The sequence below is a fragment of the Leptospira dzoumogneensis genome (assembly GCF_004770895.1).
GTDB lineage: Bacteria > Spirochaetota > Leptospiria > Leptospirales > Leptospiraceae > Leptospira_B > Leptospira_B dzoumogneensis.
Genome location: NZ_RQHS01000019.1, coordinates 411,350 through 427,929, shown reverse-complemented (window position 1 = coordinate 427,929; position 16,580 = coordinate 411,350). Strand labels below are relative to the sequence as shown.

16 protein-coding genes are annotated in these 16,580 nt (G+C 40.7%); 7 read left to right on the top strand and 9 right to left on the bottom strand.

All coding sequences use genetic code 11. From position 1 onward, the window contains the following. Positions 1-31: 31 nt before the first annotated feature. Positions 32-1,279 carry a citrate synthase family protein gene (locus EHR06_RS15595; protein ID WP_135757841.1) on the bottom strand — a complete coding sequence of 416 codons (1,248 nt, stop codon included), beginning with the start codon at positions 1,277-1,279 and terminating at the stop codon, positions 32-34. 75 nt (positions 1,280-1,354) lie between these two features. Here EHR06_RS15595 and EHR06_RS15590 point away from each other — a divergent pair, with 75 nt between their 5' ends. After that, positions 1,355-2,488 carry a citrate synthase/methylcitrate synthase gene (locus EHR06_RS15590; RefSeq protein WP_135757840.1) on the top strand — a complete coding sequence of 378 codons (1,134 nt, stop codon included), beginning with the start codon at positions 1,355-1,357 and terminating at the stop codon, positions 2,486-2,488. A 46-nt stretch (positions 2,489-2,534) separates the two neighbouring features. Here EHR06_RS15590 and EHR06_RS15585 read toward each other — a convergent pair whose 3' ends face one another. The 4 genes from EHR06_RS15585 to EHR06_RS15570 form a co-directional block, all read right to left on the bottom strand. Then, entirely contained in the window at positions 2,535-3,638 is a 1,104-nt protein-coding gene (locus EHR06_RS15585) for a M23 family metallopeptidase (RefSeq protein ID WP_135757839.1), read from the bottom strand. Positions 3,639-3,725: 87 nt separating this feature from the next. Further along, positions 3,726-3,857: an alpha/beta fold hydrolase gene (locus EHR06_RS19345; protein WP_279633357.1), complete on the bottom strand. Its 132-nt coding sequence runs from the start codon at positions 3,855-3,857 to the stop codon at positions 3,726-3,728. Between the two features lie 157 nt (positions 3,858-4,014). After that, positions 4,015-4,263 carry a hypothetical protein gene (locus tag EHR06_RS15575; protein WP_244288624.1) on the bottom strand — a complete coding sequence of 83 codons (249 nt, stop codon included), beginning with the start codon at positions 4,261-4,263 and terminating at the stop codon, positions 4,015-4,017. 74 nt (positions 4,264-4,337) lie between these two features. Next, a complete protein-coding gene (locus tag EHR06_RS15570) occupies positions 4,338-4,718 on the bottom strand; it encodes an acyl-CoA thioesterase (RefSeq protein WP_341867512.1) in 381 nt (126 codons plus the stop codon). A gap of 203 nt (positions 4,719-4,921) precedes the next feature. Here EHR06_RS15570 and EHR06_RS15565 point away from each other — a divergent pair, with 203 nt between their 5' ends. The 6 genes from EHR06_RS15565 (at position 4,922) to EHR06_RS15540 (ending at position 10,331) form a co-directional block, all read left to right on the top strand. Continuing rightward, positions 4,922-5,458 (top strand): flagellar protein FlgN, encoded by a 537-nt coding sequence (locus tag EHR06_RS15565; RefSeq protein ID WP_167482045.1) that lies wholly within the window; start codon positions 4,922-4,924, stop codon positions 5,456-5,458. 22 nt (positions 5,459-5,480) lie between these two features. After that, entirely contained in the window at positions 5,481-7,391 is a 1,911-nt protein-coding gene (gene flgK / locus EHR06_RS15560) for a flagellar hook-associated protein FlgK (RefSeq protein ID WP_135757837.1), read from the top strand. Positions 7,392-7,423: 32 nt separating this feature from the next. Continuing rightward, entirely contained in the window at positions 7,424-8,689 is a 1,266-nt protein-coding gene (locus EHR06_RS15555) for a flagellar hook-associated protein 3 (RefSeq protein WP_135758071.1), read from the top strand. Between the two features lie 96 nt (positions 8,690-8,785). After that, the gene (gene fliW / locus EHR06_RS15550) at positions 8,786-9,235 is read left to right on the top strand and encodes a flagellar assembly protein FliW (RefSeq protein WP_008590294.1); all 450 of its coding nucleotides are present in this window, start codon (positions 8,786-8,788) and stop codon (positions 9,233-9,235) included. Beyond that, positions 9,236-9,496: a carbon storage regulator CsrA gene (csrA, locus tag EHR06_RS15545; protein WP_020769544.1), complete on the top strand. Its 261-nt coding sequence runs from the start codon at positions 9,236-9,238 to the stop codon at positions 9,494-9,496. Further along, entirely contained in the window at positions 9,414-10,331 is a 918-nt protein-coding gene (locus tag EHR06_RS15540) for an SHOCT domain-containing protein (protein WP_425269506.1), read from the top strand. The genes csrA and EHR06_RS15540 overlap by 83 nt, the downstream gene beginning before the upstream one ends. An 88-nt stretch (positions 10,332-10,419) precedes the next feature. Here the strand turns inward: EHR06_RS15540 and EHR06_RS15535 are convergent, their stop codons facing one another. From EHR06_RS15535 to EHR06_RS15520, 4 genes are all read right to left on the bottom strand, one after another. Next, the gene (locus EHR06_RS15535; protein WP_135757835.1) at positions 10,420-11,547 is read right to left on the bottom strand and encodes a hypothetical protein; all 1,128 of its coding nucleotides are present in this window, start codon (positions 11,545-11,547) and stop codon (positions 10,420-10,422) included. 238 nt (positions 11,548-11,785) lie between these two features. Next, positions 11,786-12,469, bottom strand: a complete 684-nt coding sequence (locus tag EHR06_RS15530) for an SIMPL domain-containing protein (protein ID WP_135757834.1) — start codon at positions 12,467-12,469, stop codon at positions 11,786-11,788. Positions 12,470-12,577: 108 nt separating this feature from the next. Further along, entirely contained in the window at positions 12,578-13,462 is an 885-nt protein-coding gene (locus EHR06_RS15525; protein ID WP_135757833.1) for a M48 family metallopeptidase, read from the bottom strand. Further along, the gene (locus EHR06_RS15520) at positions 13,452-16,445 is read right to left on the bottom strand and encodes a DUF2339 domain-containing protein (RefSeq protein WP_135757832.1); all 2,994 of its coding nucleotides are present in this window, start codon (positions 16,443-16,445) and stop codon (positions 13,452-13,454) included. Before EHR06_RS15520 ends, EHR06_RS15525 begins: the two co-directional genes overlap by 11 nt. Positions 16,446-16,580: the final 135 nt, after the last annotated feature.

The following is a 16,580-nucleotide window of genomic DNA, read 5'->3' as shown; positions in this document are numbered from 1 at the left end:
AGGTAAAGGATGGAAAGAGTCAAGAATTTGATTATTCTTGGGGAAGGTTTCCGATATACTTTGCTCTAGGCCGGATCAAATTCCCTGAATCGTATTGTTCCATTGCATGAGCTAACCAACCCGCAGTCCTGCCTATCGCAAAAATTCCAATGCCTGCCCCTTTAGGTAATTTGAGTGCTTTGGAAACAAGTGCAAGTCCAGCATCTATCGTTGCATAATCTTCTAGAAGTTCTTGGATCTGTTTTAAGAATTGTAGATATAGCTGCACATCAGTATCTTCTGGAAAAAATCTTTCGACCATTTGGATGAGTTTTCTGCCTCTTGGATCTCCTTTTTTATAGAGAGGATGACCGAAGCCTGGGATGTTCTCTCCATTCCTTAATTTTTCTTCTAAGAGTTGTTTATCTTTCTTTTTGTTCCCGCTTGCTTGGGAAAGAAGAAGGATCGCTTTCTCCGTGAGTAGTCCATGTTTGGGCCCGGACAAAGCAGCGAGTCCAGCGAGCACAACTTGATAAAGAGAGGCTTCACTGGAAGCAACACATCTTGCAGTAAAAGAAGAAACATTCAACTCATGATCCGCGGAAAGGATCAAAGCTGCCTCTAATAGTTTGAGTTTGGATGAGAAGTTAGGGTCTTCTTTTTTTCTAGAAGGATTCCAACTACTTAAAAGAGTTTCTGAAATTTTTCCGGAAGATTCCGTCTTACCGGAAGAGAATAGAGTAAGATATCTTAAGATAGAAGAAGAAGTTTTTTTATAAGTTTTAGGATCTTTTCTAAATGCCTTTGCATCTTCATATTCTAAAAAGGGAAGTAATATCCTGGAAATATCTAAGATGGGCCGACCTTCTAATAATTTTAGGATTTTATTAGATTCTTCGGATAATATAGGCCAATCTGATCCGAATGGATTTGTTTCTTCTGCTTCCCAGAGTAAGCAGGCTGTATCTTCGAAACTTCCGTTTTCAGAAAGTTCTAATACATCTTTTCCTCGGTAAAATAGGGAGTTTTCTCCGAGTAATGTGATCGAAGATTCTAAAACGGGTTGTCCTAAGGATAAAGCTGCTTTTGCAGTTTTGCCGGGCTGGCTTCTTTCTTCCCTTCTGAGCAATAATTGTTCTATATCTTCTCTTCTATATCGTTTACTTCTGTCTTTATTACCTCCGGATTCGGAATGTAATAAGCCGCGGCTAACGTATGCGTAGATGGTTTGGACCTCTACCCCTAAAGCAGAGGCGGCCTCGTCCGCATTTAAGAACGGTTTTTTTGAAGAAAAAGCCATATATTGACAATATAATCAACATTGACTATGCTCTGTCAACCCGCTAAACTCTAATAGAAACAAAGGAGAAACACCATGCTAATCTCTGAACAGGAAAAAGAGAAAATTTACAGCCCTGGTTTAGAAGGAATACCTGCGGCAAGAACCAAACTATCCCAGGTGGATGGAAAGGGAGGAAGATTGATCATTGCAGGTTATCCTGTGGAAGAATTCGCAGGCAAGGCTGTCTTTGAAGAGACCATATTCACTCTTTGGAATGATAGAAGGCCAAAACCTACCGAGACCAGTTTGTTCGCAGAGGAACTCAGATCTTCCAGAAGATTTTCTAAAGTGATACGGACCATCATTGAAGAAGCAGTGTATGCAAATCTTCCTTTGATCGATATTTTACGGATCGGATCTGCAGCTCTTTCTTTAGGTTCTCAAAAGGAAGATCCTAAAAAGGATGCGATGGCTGTTCTTTCTACGTTTCCTTTGATAGTTGCTTGGGCTTATCGTCTCTTGAAAGGACAGACTCCGGTTCTACCTAGACAGGACTTGGATATTGCAGCCAACTTTTTGTATATGCTGAATGGTACTGATCCAGATCCAAGAAGCGTTCGTGCATTGAATACTTATCTGAATACAGTTTGTGATCATGGATTGAATGCATCTACATTTGCCGCTAGAGTGATCATATCTACTCAATCTGATATGATCTCTGCCGTTACGGGAGGACTCGGAGCATTAAAAGGACCATTGCATGGAGGAGCGCCCGGGCCCGCATTGGACACAGTGTTTGAGATAGGAGCTAAGGAAAATGCGGAGAAGGTTCTAAGAGAAAAATTAAAACATAATGAAAGGCTAATGGGCTTTGGACATAGGATCTATAAAGTCAGAGATCCTCGTGCTGATGTTCTTGCAAAAGCGGCAAAAATCCTATATGACACCGATGAAAAAAGAGAGTTCTATGATCTTGCAATGTTCGTAGAAAAAACCGCTTTAGAATTATTGAAAGAATATAAACCGGATAGAATTCTGCAAACCAATGTGGAGTTTTATACCGCTTTACTTCTGCATGGATTAGGATTTCCGACTGAGATCTTTACTCCGGTATTTGCAATGGGAAGGGCGGCCGGCTGGACTGCACATTGTTTTGAACAAATGCAGGAAAGGATCGTCCGACCGGATGCGATCTATACGGGAGAGGATGGAAAACTTTGGAATTGAAAAGACCTATTGTCGGGAGAGAAATATTCCTTCTCTCCCGATCCGATCATTTCTTGGAGGTTTTCTTTCTAGCTTCGATTAGATCCGTTTGAACGACGGAGAGCGGGTCGATCATCGTTCCTAAAACTCTAAGTCCCAAATGTAAATGAGGCCCGGTTGACATTCCGGTAGTTCCGATCTTTCCGATCAAATCTCCCTTCTTCACTTTATCACCTGGCTTTACTAAAATTTCAGACTGGTGCATGTATAAGGAATATATTTCCAAACCGTGATCGATCACTGTGAAATTCCCTTCGTAATACATAGATCTTGCTAAGATCACAGTGCCGTCATTGATAGCATAGATTGGATCTCCTACACCACCTTTGAAATCGGAACCGCCATGCGGGCGGCCCTTCTCTTTATTATAGATCCTACGTTTATAAAAAGGACTGTTTAAGATAGGATTGTGGACCGGATATTCGAAATCCGTTTCTACTTGAAGATCGGACTTAGATTGAAATGCCTTTGCTTTCGCTTCGGAACATTCTTTGATGAATGCTTTTGTTTCTTCTGAAAGTTCGTCAGTTGTATACTGCTTATCCATCGTAAGATGAGAAACTTTAGAAGTTGCGAAGTAGGTTTTTTGGATAGGGATCTCGTACTTCTTGGAATCGTTTTTGGTAAAAAGATGTTTTTCGGTTAATTCCAAAACTCCGTACGGTTTAGAAAATTCAGGAGAGATAGGAAGAAAAGTAAGAATATAACCTTCTCTTTGATTGAATGGGATCTCTTGTCCATCCCAACTGATCGTAAAATTACCGAGTTTATCTAAAATTTTAGGTAAAGGTTTTATTTTTAAAAATAGAAGTTCCCCTTGCGCGAATTTTCTGCCTGCAAGAGAGAATGAAAACAGTTCTTCTTGTTTTTCTACGATTTCACCTTTGAGTCTTTTGGATGTTTTTTTCTCGGAGGAGACTACTTTAGGTTTTTTATCTTCCTTCTTCTTTTCCGGTTTAGAATTTAAAGCTACTTGGTTCAGCTTTGGAAGAACTGAGGCTTTTTTAGGTTCTTCTTTTTTCTTTTTATTTGGCTCTTTTGCAAAATGTAGAGAGCTGGAAAAAAGGACCAAGGAAACAAATAGAAAGATATTTTTAGAAAACTTACGCATTGGAAAAAGGGTCCGGGACACGGACATTCTTATAATCGGATAAGACGTATATTGGTACAGAAATATTTTTCCAAATTTGGAAAGAATCTATTCTTCCAATAAAAAGGACTCCAGTTCAGGGTTCAATATCTCAGGGATCTCATGATGGATCCAATGAGTGCCTTTGGAAAAGAAACGAACGGAAGCATCTGAGAATAGTTCCAGAGTTTCTTCCGCCATTTCTTTCGCTAAAAACCTGTCTTTTTCTCCCCAGAAAATCCGAGTAGGTATTTTGATCTTTCTAATTTTCTGAAATTCAATCTGGAAAGTAAGAAAGAATGAGCTGTTTCATTTTGTGTAAACGACCGTTTATCTTTATGCGAATATTTGAAAACTATTAAAAAAACATCGGCATTGGCATTGCAGAATGAAAGGTACCTGAACAATATGCAAATGTTGAAAATCTATATTGTTTCATTTCCTCGGGTTCAGATGTTGGGTCACCTCCCAATTCATCAATACAAGGATCGGCTGCTATAAGAGCTAAACAGAGATTTACTTTCTTCTTCTTCTTGTAATAATCACGTTCAGCACATCCTTTGATCAGATCTTGATCTAATTCACCGCATGGATCGGAAGCCGCCATGAAGAGATAACTAGTTTCATAACCGTACAAAGATTCGTGAAATCCCTTACATCTTGCGGATAAGCCAGTCACAGTTATAGATATTCTTCCAATTTTTTGCGCACATCCTGCGGCCAATCAGTAAGGCTTAAACTTGCAAGAGATGCGAATCCATGCAAAAAATCTCCAGAACATCTTTTTTCGTCGTTACACATAGCTTCCACATTGATCAAGATATTTTGGCGCCTCAAACGTTTTACTTTTACATGAAACTTTAGTATATCGCCTAACTTAGAAGGTTTGTAGAATTTAGCGATAATTTTCATTGCTGGGATGCCTTGATGATCGTTAGTTATCATTTGAGGAAATCCGAATCCGATCTCTTCTCTAAACCAGTCTTCTATCGCTTCTACGAATAAGTTGAAATATTGGGGAGTAAACACTACTCCTCCCGGATCTTTTGGAACATAGGAAATGAAATTGGCCGCTTGTTCTTTTCTTGAACGGCATAAGATAGAAAATTATGTCTCTTGTAGGAGTTTCTACATTCGGCAAATCAGCTTCTTCTCTTTAGAAAATTCTTCATACTTCTACTTCTCCGCTTTTGAGGCTCTGAATTTGTAAAAAAACCCCTCATAAAATTCCGGATTCCGCCGAAACAAAGAACAGGGACCGGACAATGATATTAAATAAAGAGGAATGGTTGGATCGGGTGTCTTCTCTTTTCGAGGAAGAAATCCGACTGTACTCCGAAATCCTGGAGTTAGAGAAAGAAAAGACTGAATCGATCACGAAAGCGGACGGAAGATCTTTGGAAACGATTTCTAAAAAGACCTACGAATTGATCGTTCATGCGAGCGAACTGGAAAGAGTTCGTATGTCCGCTATTCATGATGTTTATACATCAGGTAATTTAGGAATTCCTAAAGAAGGCGAACTTACTCTTACTGATTTTTTAAATAAAATAGACCGTGAATCCGAGCACAAATTGAAACAACTCGGAACAAGATTAAAGGATACGGTTCACAGGCTTAAAGATAAGATCAAAGCCAATGATAAATTGATCCGAACCAGACAGGAATTTTTGAAGGCCACCATCGACGCGATGCGAACTAACGCGAACAGTGGAGAAGTTGCAGTTTACGAGGATGAAAATCCAAGCGCAGTCAGGAACAAGAAAAAACGTTCCTCGGTGTTAGTAAACGCTTCCGCGTAAGATTGGATAGGAGGGAAGAAGTATGGGATCCACATTCTCCGGATTAGAAATTGGTAAAAGAGGTCTTGCAGCTCACCAGCAAGCCTTACAAACTACCGGCCATAATATTTCAAACGCGGATAATAAACATTATTCCCGCCAAAGAGTCGTTTTGCAAGCTACGGATCCTCTGTACGAACCTTCTTTGAATCGTGCTCATCTTCCCGGCCAGATCGGTCAAGGTGTTGAGATCGCTTCCATCGAACGTGTTAGGGATAATTTTATCGATGATAGGATTATCGAAACCTCAGGTGTGAAGGATTATTGGGCGGCAAAGAACGAATATCTTTACCAAGCAGAGAATATTTTCAACGAGCCTAACGGTACTACTCTTAGAACTTTAATGGATAAATTCTGGTCTTCTTGGGAAGAACTCGCGAATTATCCTGAAGATAACGCACATCGTTCCGTCGTTTTGGAAAAAGCACAAGGCCTCGGAAGTAGAATTGAAGATGTGTATCATAAGCTTTCTCAATTGAGAGACCAATCGAACCGTGAGATCGAAGCTCATGGACTTCATTTGAATACGATCGGTGAGAATATCCGTACTTTAAACGAAAGGATCGCTAAGTCGGAAGCATTAGGTGATAGACCGAATGATCTTTACGACAAAAGAGATGCTCTTCTCCAAGAGCTTTCCGGTTTGACTGACATCACAATCGGCAGAAGCGACGAAGACGAGCTGATGGTATTTATAGGCCAACAGATCTTGGTCCAAGGCGGAAAACTCAACAAAGTAGATATATTAGGAAATCCTGCTAAAGATGGTCTATTAGATCTTTATTGGAAGGTTACTGGAGATCCGGTCCTTCTTCGCAAAGGAAGACTACAGGGCCTGATCGAAGTTAGAGACAGGATCCTTGGTGAGAAGATCGACCAAGTGGATGCTCTTGCGATCAACGTTATGGACGTGATCAACGAGATCCATAAAGACGGTTTCGGTCTGAATGGAAATACGAATCAGAACTTCTTCGATATTCGTTCTTTGGCGCTGAATACTTTCGGTGAATATGATTCGGACGGAGACGGTCAGAATGATATCTCCGCTATCTTTAGAGTAACAGGTAAGAATACTCTGGATCCGGATCGTCCTGTAGGGATCAGCGGAACCATGACATTCTTAAAGCCTGATGAAAAAGAAACTCAGGTTTTAATTCCTTATTCTGCAAATGATACTCTGAACGGTATTATCAAGCGTATCAACGCTTCTAAGGTTGGTGTTGTGGCTTATATGAACCATGATAACCAATTGGCATTCAAAGCGACTGTTGCGGAAGATTCTCCTAAGAAAAATTTCATTCTTAGACATATTGAAGATTCCGGGGAATTATTGGTCGGTTTGACCGGCATGCTGATGGCTTCCGGACCTTCCGGTGCTTATGATTACAAACGTTTGGGTGAGATCACTAAACTTCAATCTAAGCCAGAAGACATTACTTTAACTCCACATTTTCATCCTTCTTCTCATTTTAAAGTGAATGAGCATATTGCGAATAACGTAGCAAATATCGCAGCTGCAAGAGGAAAAGACGTCGGTGGAACAGGAGATTATAACTCTCCCGGGGGTCATAAGGACGGTAGGAATGCTCTATTAGTAGCTTCTTCCCTTAGAAACAATCCTGTGATGGTGGATTATTCCAAAACCACGGATGATTTTTATAATAGTCTGATCTCTAAACTTGCTACTGAAGCAAGAGAATCAAAACAAGAATTTGGGATCCAATCTGATCTTATGACCGAGCTCGAGAACATGAGACAATCGGTGATGGGTGTAAGTTTGGACGAGGAAATGGCCAATATGGTCCAGTTCCAGCACTCGTACAATGCGTCTGCGAAGATGATCAACACTATGAATGAAATTCTAGATACGATCATCAATCGTTTGGGCGCGTAATTCCGCCGGAATAGCAAGGAGGCGAAGCCATGATGCGGATCACTAACATGATGCAAAATAACAGCCTGGTGAGGACTTTGAATCGTCACCAGTTGTCTTTGGACGAAACCCAAAACCAATTGGGTACTGGGCAAAGAATTAGGACTCCTTCCGATGATCCTGGAAGAGCGACCAACCAGATGTTCTTCCGTTCCAGGATGAACGAGTTGGATACTTTCCAAGCAAACATTGACGACGGTTTCGGAAGATTACAGCAGATCGACGGTGAGTTGGATAGAATAGGGAACTTATTCCAAAGAGCGAGAGTTCTTGCAGTCCAAGCTTCCAACGGTATTTACCAAGGTGATAAAGGTTTCGAATTAGAAGTCGCTGTAGGTAAAGAGATAGATGAATTATTAAGAGCGTTAGTCGATATTGCGAACACTAGAGATGCCACTGGAAGACCTCTTTTCGGCGGACATGTGATCGAAAGACCTCCTTTTGAACCGATTGAATCAAAGATCAAAGGACTCCAAGGTTTGGAATTAAAAAACCAATACATCGGAGTGGAATATAGAGGAGATATCGGAGAACAGATCAGAGAGATCGAAAAGGGAGAATATATCCCTGTTACTATTCCCGGAAACAAAGTGTTCTGGGGAACAAACATGAGTGTTACCAGTCGTGTGGATAACTCAGGTTACGTTGCAGTCTCCGATCAAAAGTTCAAGATAGATGGAGTAGAGATCCAGGTTTCTGCTGGTGATACCATCGATGATATCATAGATAAGATCAATAACTCTCCGATAGAAGCTAAGGCGAATAAACTCGCTCAGGATAATATCAGTCTTAGTTCCACTGCACCTCACCAGATCTGGTTAGAGGATGTGGACGGAGGAACTGTTCTGAGAGATATCGGTCTGATCGATTCCGGAAATTCCGAACCTCCTAATAATTACAGTAAGTCTGCAACTGTTACCGGACTTTCCGTATTCGATGTATTGATCCAATTCAGGAACGATTTGATCCAGAAAGACCAAGAAAGAATTTCAGGTCGTGATATCCAAGACTTGGATCTTGCATTGGAGAATGTTCTTCGTTATAGATCCATTGTAGGTGCAAGGATGAATCGTATGGAGGAACATTCTCAAAGAGTTTCCTTTGATAAATCCTATATGACCGAACTACTTGCTAAAAATGAAGGAATCGATTTCCCGGAAACTATCATGAACTTGAAGTGGCTAGAAACGATCCATCAATATGCACTTAACGTAGGATCCAAAGTAATCAAATCCACTTTGATGGACTTTTTAAGATAAGAATGAAATTGCCCGATATTAAGTCGGGGAATTTTTCTTGTAGTGATTTGAAAAAAGTATAAACTTAGAGCGAAGCTCTGAAAAATAGGCCGGTCGATGATTGAGATCCAAAGCAAACCTTTCGGAAAAATAAAAGTTTCGGAGCGACAACTTATCAAATTTCCGGAAGGACTTCTAGGTTTCGGGGGATACAAAAGTTTTGCCCTAATCGAAGAAGACGAAGAGTCGGTATTCAAATGGCTGCAGTCCATCGACGAAGTGGACCTTGCTTTCGTAGTAATTCCACCTTCTTTATTTAAAAAAGAATATAAACCTGTTTTGAGCCAGGAAGAACTTTCTCAAATCGGGTTGCAGGATGTTTCGGAAGCTTTGACCTTAGTCATTGTGACGATTCCGAACGACGATCCGGCTTCTATGACTGCAAATCTACAGGGCCCTATTTTGATCAATAAGACTGATTTGACCGGTCGCCAATTCGTATCACGTAACGAGATCCATTCCGTTCGTGAAAGAATTTTGGAAAGCGCCACTGTGGAGATGTCCTAAGTGCTCGTACTAGCTAGGCGTACTAATGAATCCATCATTATAGGTGACGATATTGAGATCGTTATCGTGGATATCAAAGGGGATCAAGTAAAGATCGGGGTCAAGGCTCCTAAAGAAGTTTCCGTTCACAGAGCGGAAGTATATCGTGAGATCCAGGCTGAGAACAAGAAGGCCGCCGGTGCGAAAATTAAGCCGGAGGAATTGGGAAAAATTGGCAGCATGCTTAAAAAAACCGATTCGGGCAAAAAAGAAAAATCTTAAACTTCTAAGTTTCTTTCTTACCCTTCTATTTACGATCTCCTGTTTGTCTTCCCAAAGAAAGGGAATGGCTTCCTCTTCGGATTCAATCGTATTATATTATCTTAAAAAAAGCTCCGAGACCCCGATCTTCTTACAAGCGGAGTCTTGGCTGCCTATCGCCTCAGGCGTTTTGACCGGCGCGGGGCCGGACCAATTGGATAAGACTGAGTTCATTTCCAGATGGGAAAAACTTTTTAAGTTCACCGGAGTTTCGGACACAGGAGTTTTTAACTCTGAACCGATCCGAGTATTTACGGAAGAAGAATCTTCCCGCCTCGGAGAATTATTATACAGAGCGGAAACGGAAATCCCGGACGGACTTCCGCAAGCTTACCAGGTAATTATAAAAAGAGAAGATCCTATCCGTCCAGGACTCAGGATCAGAAGGACCGTTTTTTATATTAGAAATAGTCCGGAAGGAATCGTATTAGAATTTTCTGAAGTAGGACAGGTGCTTGATTTTCAGACTTCGTATTCTTTTCAGGACTGGACATTGGTTCCTATCGTAAAGCCGGGACCTTCTGCCAATAATTCTATTTATCTTCCTGAGATCCGCCCTGAAGGTTTGGATTATCTTGTTTCGGCAACAGAAGGGGAAGAAGTCAAAAATCGTATTCTAATTAAGAACGGTTTTTGGACTGCGAATCCTTCTAAGAAGGTTATTGGAACTCCTGCCAAAAAAATCCCTAAAACTATAGAGGATCGTCTTAGAACTTTGCAGGAACTTTTGGATAAGGGATTGATCTCTAAACAGGAATACGAAAAGAAGAAGGCGGAAATCCTAAAAGAGCTGTAGTCGCAAGGCTCCTTAAGCCCGCATTGCGGACTATAATACAATAAAACCCGGAAACTTTTTCCGCCTCCGGGTTTTATCACGAAGAATATTATAGATTTTTAACTAATCCTATAGTTCCGCCGTAGTTTCCGAATTGTTCGTTGTCGGTAGTTGAGCTAAGGCTAGGTACTGCACCTGCTTCCACAATTTGACCTCCGGAGATGGAAGGTCCTTTTACTTCTCCTACGCTGAAATAGGTAAGCTGGTAGAATCCACCGAATCGGATACCGAATGTATCGAAAGGTTTAATTACGAAACCTGTTTCGAAAGTCATTGTGAATCCGGATGCTCCCGCAAAAAATCCGTCTTTAGATTTGAATGCGTTAAAGTCTAAACCGTTATACGCTCCCGCTGTAGATCCGGTGTCTATACCTAACTGAGCGGAGCTTAAAGATAAGGTTCCCCAGAAGAAGCTTGTATCTCCTCGGAAGTACCAGTTCATCCAGCTCGATATAGGAACCGCAACACCGTAATCCAAAGAGATAGTAGTTATATTATATCTAAGATCTCCGAATCCGACTGCGTATCCTGAAATTCCATCGGAACTTCCCGAACTAAAGCCTGGAAGTTTGATCCCGAAGTTGGAATAATCCCCACTCGTCTTTGCTTGTCCATAACCGATTGAAAATTCGTAGCTTACGTTATCTGAAGTATTTAAGTTCAGAGGTCCCCAACCGTACTTTATCTTCCACTCGTTAGTGGTTGTGGTAATTTTATCGGTGGTATATCGGTTGGAAGTACTGGTAGTAGTGGTTTCCGTTGTGGATTTTTCTCCTAAAGAAGCCACGATACCAATGAACATATTATCGGATAATTGGTGAGAATATCTGATCTTAGGAAATCCGCCGCTCGGAGTAGTCTTACTGTTTTCTTTGAAGAATTCCGGAGTTCCGCCTAATGCGCTTCCTGCAATCCTTACACTATTTAAGATCCCGTTAATAGACTGAGGTCCGCCTTGGTTCAGACTTCCTGCGACTCCATCTAATTCCAAAATATGTAATAAACCGTTTCCGAGACTGCTACTACCTGAGGAGGAAGAAGATGAACCGCTGTCTCCGATAGGAGTTTGGTTCGTAGGTTGATTTCTAGGCGGCCTTTGGTTATTCGGCGGTGTTTGTCCGAACAAAGAAAAGCAAACTAGATAGGTTGCCAATAAAGCTAGAATCTTTTTTTTCATGAGGTGCCAGAGTAATAATTTTTTTCCCAAAACACCAATTATTCAAGAAGAGAGCAAGGAAAAAAACAAAAGACCGGAGCGGCCCCCGAAAGGGCCGCTCACGTAGTGAGAATAGTGAAGAGAATTGGATATATGTTAACTATTTACCGGGTTATTGGTACTTAGGTAACAATCCATAAATACCATACCCATATAACCGATTGAAAAGACAGATTTTTTTCACTTATTTACCGTTTTTTTAATAAGAAACCTTCAATAAGATCTTCGCTTCACGAAATAAATTTCCAGCTTCGATTGGAGTCGCAGATTTTGCGCTCATAGTTTGAAAACCGTCCATTACAGGGAGTGGTTCGGAAATTTCTTGGAAGTCCGCTCTTATCTCTACAAAATCCTTAAATTTTAAACCGAGTGCGGAGAGAATTATATCAGCTTTTTTACGAGCATCCTTCGCTGCTAACTGCAAAGCTTCTTGAGAAGCCTTCTCTAAGTTTGCATCCGTTGCCTGCAATCGGATACCTATAATTTGATTCGCTCCATTTTGTATGGATTCATCTATAAGTTTGCCTGCATATTCTACTTTAGCTCTTATTAAAACTGTATTGGACGCTACATAACCTTTGATCTGTCTTCCTCCAGATTTAGGATATTCGTATATTGTTTGCAGACGAATTGCTTCCGTTTGTAGCGATAGTAAGGACTGCTTTTTGAGATATTTTACGAGAGAATCAGTTTTTGAAGAAGTTTTCTCATGAGCTTCTTCTGCCGTTTTAGATTCTGTTTCTACTCCGATCCGTATCTCTACTAATTCTGCTGGAACTGCAACTTTGGAGAATCCGCTTACGATCAGGACTTTTTCCTGTTCTGAAAATGCGGAAGTTACACTAGCGAATAATAATATGCACCCGAATAATATTTTTTTCATAAAAACTCCGAAGGTAAGACCTTTTTCCATTCGGGAAAATTCCCGAATGATTCGGATTTTTAGATTTTATTCCAAGTTATAAAAATTGAAATTTGTAAGAAGAAATTCTCAGTACTTTACGAATTCTTTATCAAGTTCGTCTTGGTAGCGGCTGACACGTTTCTTTAAGTTCTTCTTCCCTACATAATATTTTCCTTCTTCTTCTCGTTTCGCCTTCTCCGTAAATTTTTCGGAGCGATGAGAAAGATAAGGATGTGTCATAAAATATTCTTGGATGGGAGAAGAGGCATTTTCCTTTCCACCGCTTGCTTCTTGTAGTTTTAGGAATGTCCTTCCCATTGCGAACGGGTCGTAATATTCTCTGAGCAATAGATCGTAACCGTAGGAGTCCGCTTCATCTTCTTGGTTTTTTCCGAAAGAAGGTCTTAAAAGTAAGGAAGCGGTTAGATCCGCCAACTCTCCTAAAGTAGAGGCGCCGATCTTCTTCGCTAATAATTCGCCTCTTACCATATCCATGCAGTGGGAAAGTTCTACGTGTCCGATCTCATGTCCGATCACCGCGACTAATTCCGCCTCCGAGTTTACCATGGAGAGAAGTCCCTTAGTCACAAATAAGATCCCTCCGGGCATCGCATACGCGTTCGGAATGGAAGAATCCATTATAAAAATCCTATATTCGAATCTTTTCTCTTTTCCTAGAGTTAGATTGGAGACCAAACTTCTTAAATAGATCAGGTCCGGATCTTTTTCGTCCGCATAGGATTCGTAACGTAATGCAACTGAATCTCCCAACTTCTTCTCATCTAGGTCGCTGATAGGCATAAGTTTTGTGAGAGAACGATCCAATGTTTTGATCGGTTTTCCGAGCAGTTGAAAGGCAGGAGAAAGAGTGGCAGGCATTTCTACATTCGCCTTACTCTTTACCGCCAAAAACGAGATGGCTGCGCCTGACGCTAAAAGTATAACAAAGAATAATAATCGATTACGGAGCATCTGTTTTCTCCTTATTTCCAAATTTGCCGTAAAGAGTGTTCATCAGGATCAGTATCCCGCCCACTCCTAAAAATACCAAAGCACGCGTGATTGTAGAAGATTGAGAAAGATCCCAGAAGATCAATCTAAGCAGACATACGATCATTGCCACCAAGGACACATAACGGAAATGTTCTTTTTTCAGAATGAGTCCCATTGAGAAGACGATGAACACTTCTACCATCCATAATAGAGTTAATAAAGAAGAATCAAAACTCCAGAATAGGAAGAATGCTCCCGCTGCGAACAAAGGATAAAATATGGTATAGTCGGATCTTTGGTCCAGTTTTTCGGAAAGGTTTCTGATCTTACCCGGATAACCTTCCGCTTCTATTCCTTGGAATGGAGGAAGATATTGGATCCTTACTAAGTAAACGATCTGCAGAGCGATCCCGACTAGTCCCCCCAGCCATTCTTGGTTGGCCCAATATTCGGAAGGAGTTAGGGATGAGCTGGAAATAAATGCAACATGAATACAGGAATACCAATAAAAGCAGAGAGAATAAAATCTAAATCTGGAAATTTCCCAGGAAGTTTTTAAACTGATCTGACTTAGGAAGAATGCCCATATAACCCATGCAACAGGCAGCCATGTATTCGGGATTTCTAATGCAATGATCGCTGTGATGAATATCCCGGTCAGTTCCCAGAATAATGGCAGAAGAGAACTCCAATAATTTGGAGTTTCCTTTTTGGGATTCGGGCTATTTGCCCAATATAAAAATACTCCGATTGCCAAAGCTTGGATCAAAAATCTGATCTTGAAAATTCCCACATATAGTTCCGATTGTAGATGGACCAGAATATGAGCGCCTAAGAATAATCCCACGAATGTTAACGCAAAAAATTGCCAGACCGGTCCTGCGGAATTGACGGAGGACTTCCAAGTATTCTCCCATTCTTTCTTTCTTTCCGAGAAAAAGTTTTTGGTTTCCAAATACGCCAAAGAAAGGAGAAGCCAGAGTATTCCAGGCAAGAATGGGGAAATACTTTGAGTGGTCCAATAAGCTAAGAATACGATATGTAAAGAAAGAAGGATCGCTCCTGGTACGGAAAAATATCTGATCTTTTCAGGGCCCAATTTCACTTTAGAAAGAGGGATCATCAAGAAACAGAATAGGATTGTAGGAAGATCTCTTAACAGTACTTCCCAGCTTTCCAAAGAATAAATTCTATAGATCACTTCGAAATGTAACGCAGCAACAAAGAAGAAGATCCCGACTCCTAAACCGTTCCAATTTCTATTTTGTCGGATCGCTAATAAAATGACTCCGAATGCAGGAAGATACAGTTCTGAATGTTTCCAATCGAATAATTGGAAACAAATGGCGGATGCTAAAAGTCCGGAGAATAGGCCGGCAGGGGAAATTCTATCGTCTCCGCCTACTCCGTAAACATCATCGCTTGCAGTGGAACTTTCCTTATTTCTGATCTCATCATAGAATTGGATCAAGAATGTAAGAATGATCATTACGATCGTAGTGATGACGATCGGCCAAGCTCCCAGATTTACATCGTTAAAGTATTTTACGATTAAAAGAAGAATGTACCAAACCCAAGAAAGATGAAGAAGCACTGCCCCAACATTTTTCAGTAGATTTTCTTTTTCTTCTGCACTCACCACGAAGAAGATAGAGAATAGAAGTGAAACATATACATTAATCAGGAATAGATCCACTTCCCATCGAGTGAGTAATGTGATCCCTATAGAAGCAAGAGCCAGGGAAACTAGAGTATCCGTGAGATACAGCCAGCGAATGTTTAATTTTTCTCGAGCAGTCCTCGCCCAAAAAAACAATCCGACCGAGACAGAGATCAGAACGGGAGGATTCCATTTGGATCCTGTTGAATAGACCGATAAACCTAAGCCGATCCCCGCCCAAATGATCAGGTGAGTGATAAAAGGAAGTCGTTGGATATTTGCGGAAGAATATACTTTTCTATAATGAGCTAAGATGGATGGAATTCCAACAACAAGAGTTCCTAAAATTCCCCAGGTTCTGGAGTGAGGAGAATTCAACACATGCAGTTGTTCCGTGAAATGTCCTTTATAAAGAAAATTTAAAATTAAAAAGGAGATCGCAGTTTGTATTAAATAAAATTCCCATTTAGTTTTATAAGATAAAACCACGCTGAAAGCGGAAACTCCGACCGCTAAGAAGAAGATCAAAGTGCTCAATGGAAGAATTGCCAGAGAGACCAAACTTAATATAATATGAAGGCTCGCGAACTTTTGCTGGGAAGTTTGCCATGCAAGTCCTAGGTTCACTAAAATTCCGGCGATGACTAAGATGAGTGCGTAAAATTCTGACTCTATCCATTTCATTCCAGGAACGGAAACTGCTGCGATACAAGAGAATAATATAACTGCACCTGAACCGCTTCGGATCCAATATCCGATCTGCACCCAGAATTCTTTTTTAACTAAAAGAATAGAAATTACGAATAATCCGATCCCGATCCCTAATACCATTAAGAATCTGAAGAATGGAGACATGTTTAAGGCTGCGTAAATTCCTAAGAATCCGACACCCATCACAAGTATGATCGTTCCTAAGATCCCGGTCCAATTATTGGCGATCTGCTTCTCGAATTTTTCCCAAGCCTCTGATTTTTTAGCTAGTGGTTGAGGTTCTTGTTTTATAATGGTCGGAGGTACAACCTCCGCAGGTTTGGGAGTTTTTGCAGCAAGCTTGGAAGAAGGGACTTCCTTCTTGGATTCTGGGATTGTTTCCTTTACCAAGATAGGTTTTTCTTCTTTGATCGGGGGCCTTTTCTTTTCTGCCTGAGTTTCAGGAAGGGTAGAAGGTCCCTTCTCCTTTAATTGGTTCTCCAGATCTTGGATCCTTTCCAGAAGTCCGTTAATTTTGGACAGTAAGATGAAAGGAATGATAAGGTAGAATATACCGGCAAAGAATGCGAACAAACCGATCAAAAAATACATAATAGGTAGGCCTTTTCGAGTAACGTGTCCTTTAGGATTGCAACTTTCTTAATTTTTGGAAAAAAAATGAAAGTTTTAGAAAAGTAGTTTCTAGCGTTATTTAGTCCATTAGTATTTGAGGGTTTATTCCCTCGG

Coding starts and splice junctions, on each gene's coding strand:
- EHR06_RS15595 (WP_135757841.1), bottom strand. CDS start 1,279: ATGGCTTTTTCTTCAAAAAAACCGTTCTTAAATGCGGACGAGGCCGCC.
- EHR06_RS15590 (WP_135757840.1), top strand. CDS start 1,355: ATGCTAATCTCTGAACAGGAAAAAGAGAAAATTTACAGCCCTGGTTTA.
- EHR06_RS15585 (WP_135757839.1), bottom strand. CDS start 3,638: ATGCGTAAGTTTTCTAAAAATATCTTTCTATTTGTTTCCTTGGTCCTT.
- EHR06_RS19345 (WP_279633357.1), bottom strand. CDS start 3,857: ATGGCGGAAGAAACTCTGGAACTATTCTCAGATGCTTCCGTTCGTTTC.
- EHR06_RS15575 (WP_244288624.1), bottom strand. CDS start 4,263: ATGGCGGCTTCCGATCCATGCGGTGAATTAGATCAAGATCTGATCAAA.
- EHR06_RS15565 (WP_167482045.1), top strand. CDS start 4,922: ATGATATTAAATAAAGAGGAATGGTTGGATCGGGTGTCTTCTCTTTTC.
- flgK (WP_135757837.1), top strand. CDS start 5,481: ATGGGATCCACATTCTCCGGATTAGAAATTGGTAAAAGAGGTCTTGCA.
- EHR06_RS15555 (WP_135758071.1), top strand. CDS start 7,424: ATGCGGATCACTAACATGATGCAAAATAACAGCCTGGTGAGGACTTTG.
- fliW (WP_008590294.1), top strand. CDS start 8,786: ATGATTGAGATCCAAAGCAAACCTTTCGGAAAAATAAAAGTTTCGGAG.
- EHR06_RS15535 (WP_135757835.1), bottom strand. CDS start 11,547: ATGAAAAAAAAGATTCTAGCTTTATTGGCAACCTATCTAGTTTGCTTT.
- EHR06_RS15530 (WP_135757834.1), bottom strand. CDS start 12,469: ATGAAAAAAATATTATTCGGGTGCATATTATTATTCGCTAGTGTAACT.
- EHR06_RS15525 (WP_135757833.1), bottom strand. CDS start 13,462: ATGCTCCGTAATCGATTATTATTCTTTGTTATACTTTTAGCGTCAGGC.
- EHR06_RS15520 (WP_135757832.1), bottom strand. CDS start 16,445: ATGTATTTTTTGATCGGTTTGTTCGCATTCTTTGCCGGTATATTCTAC.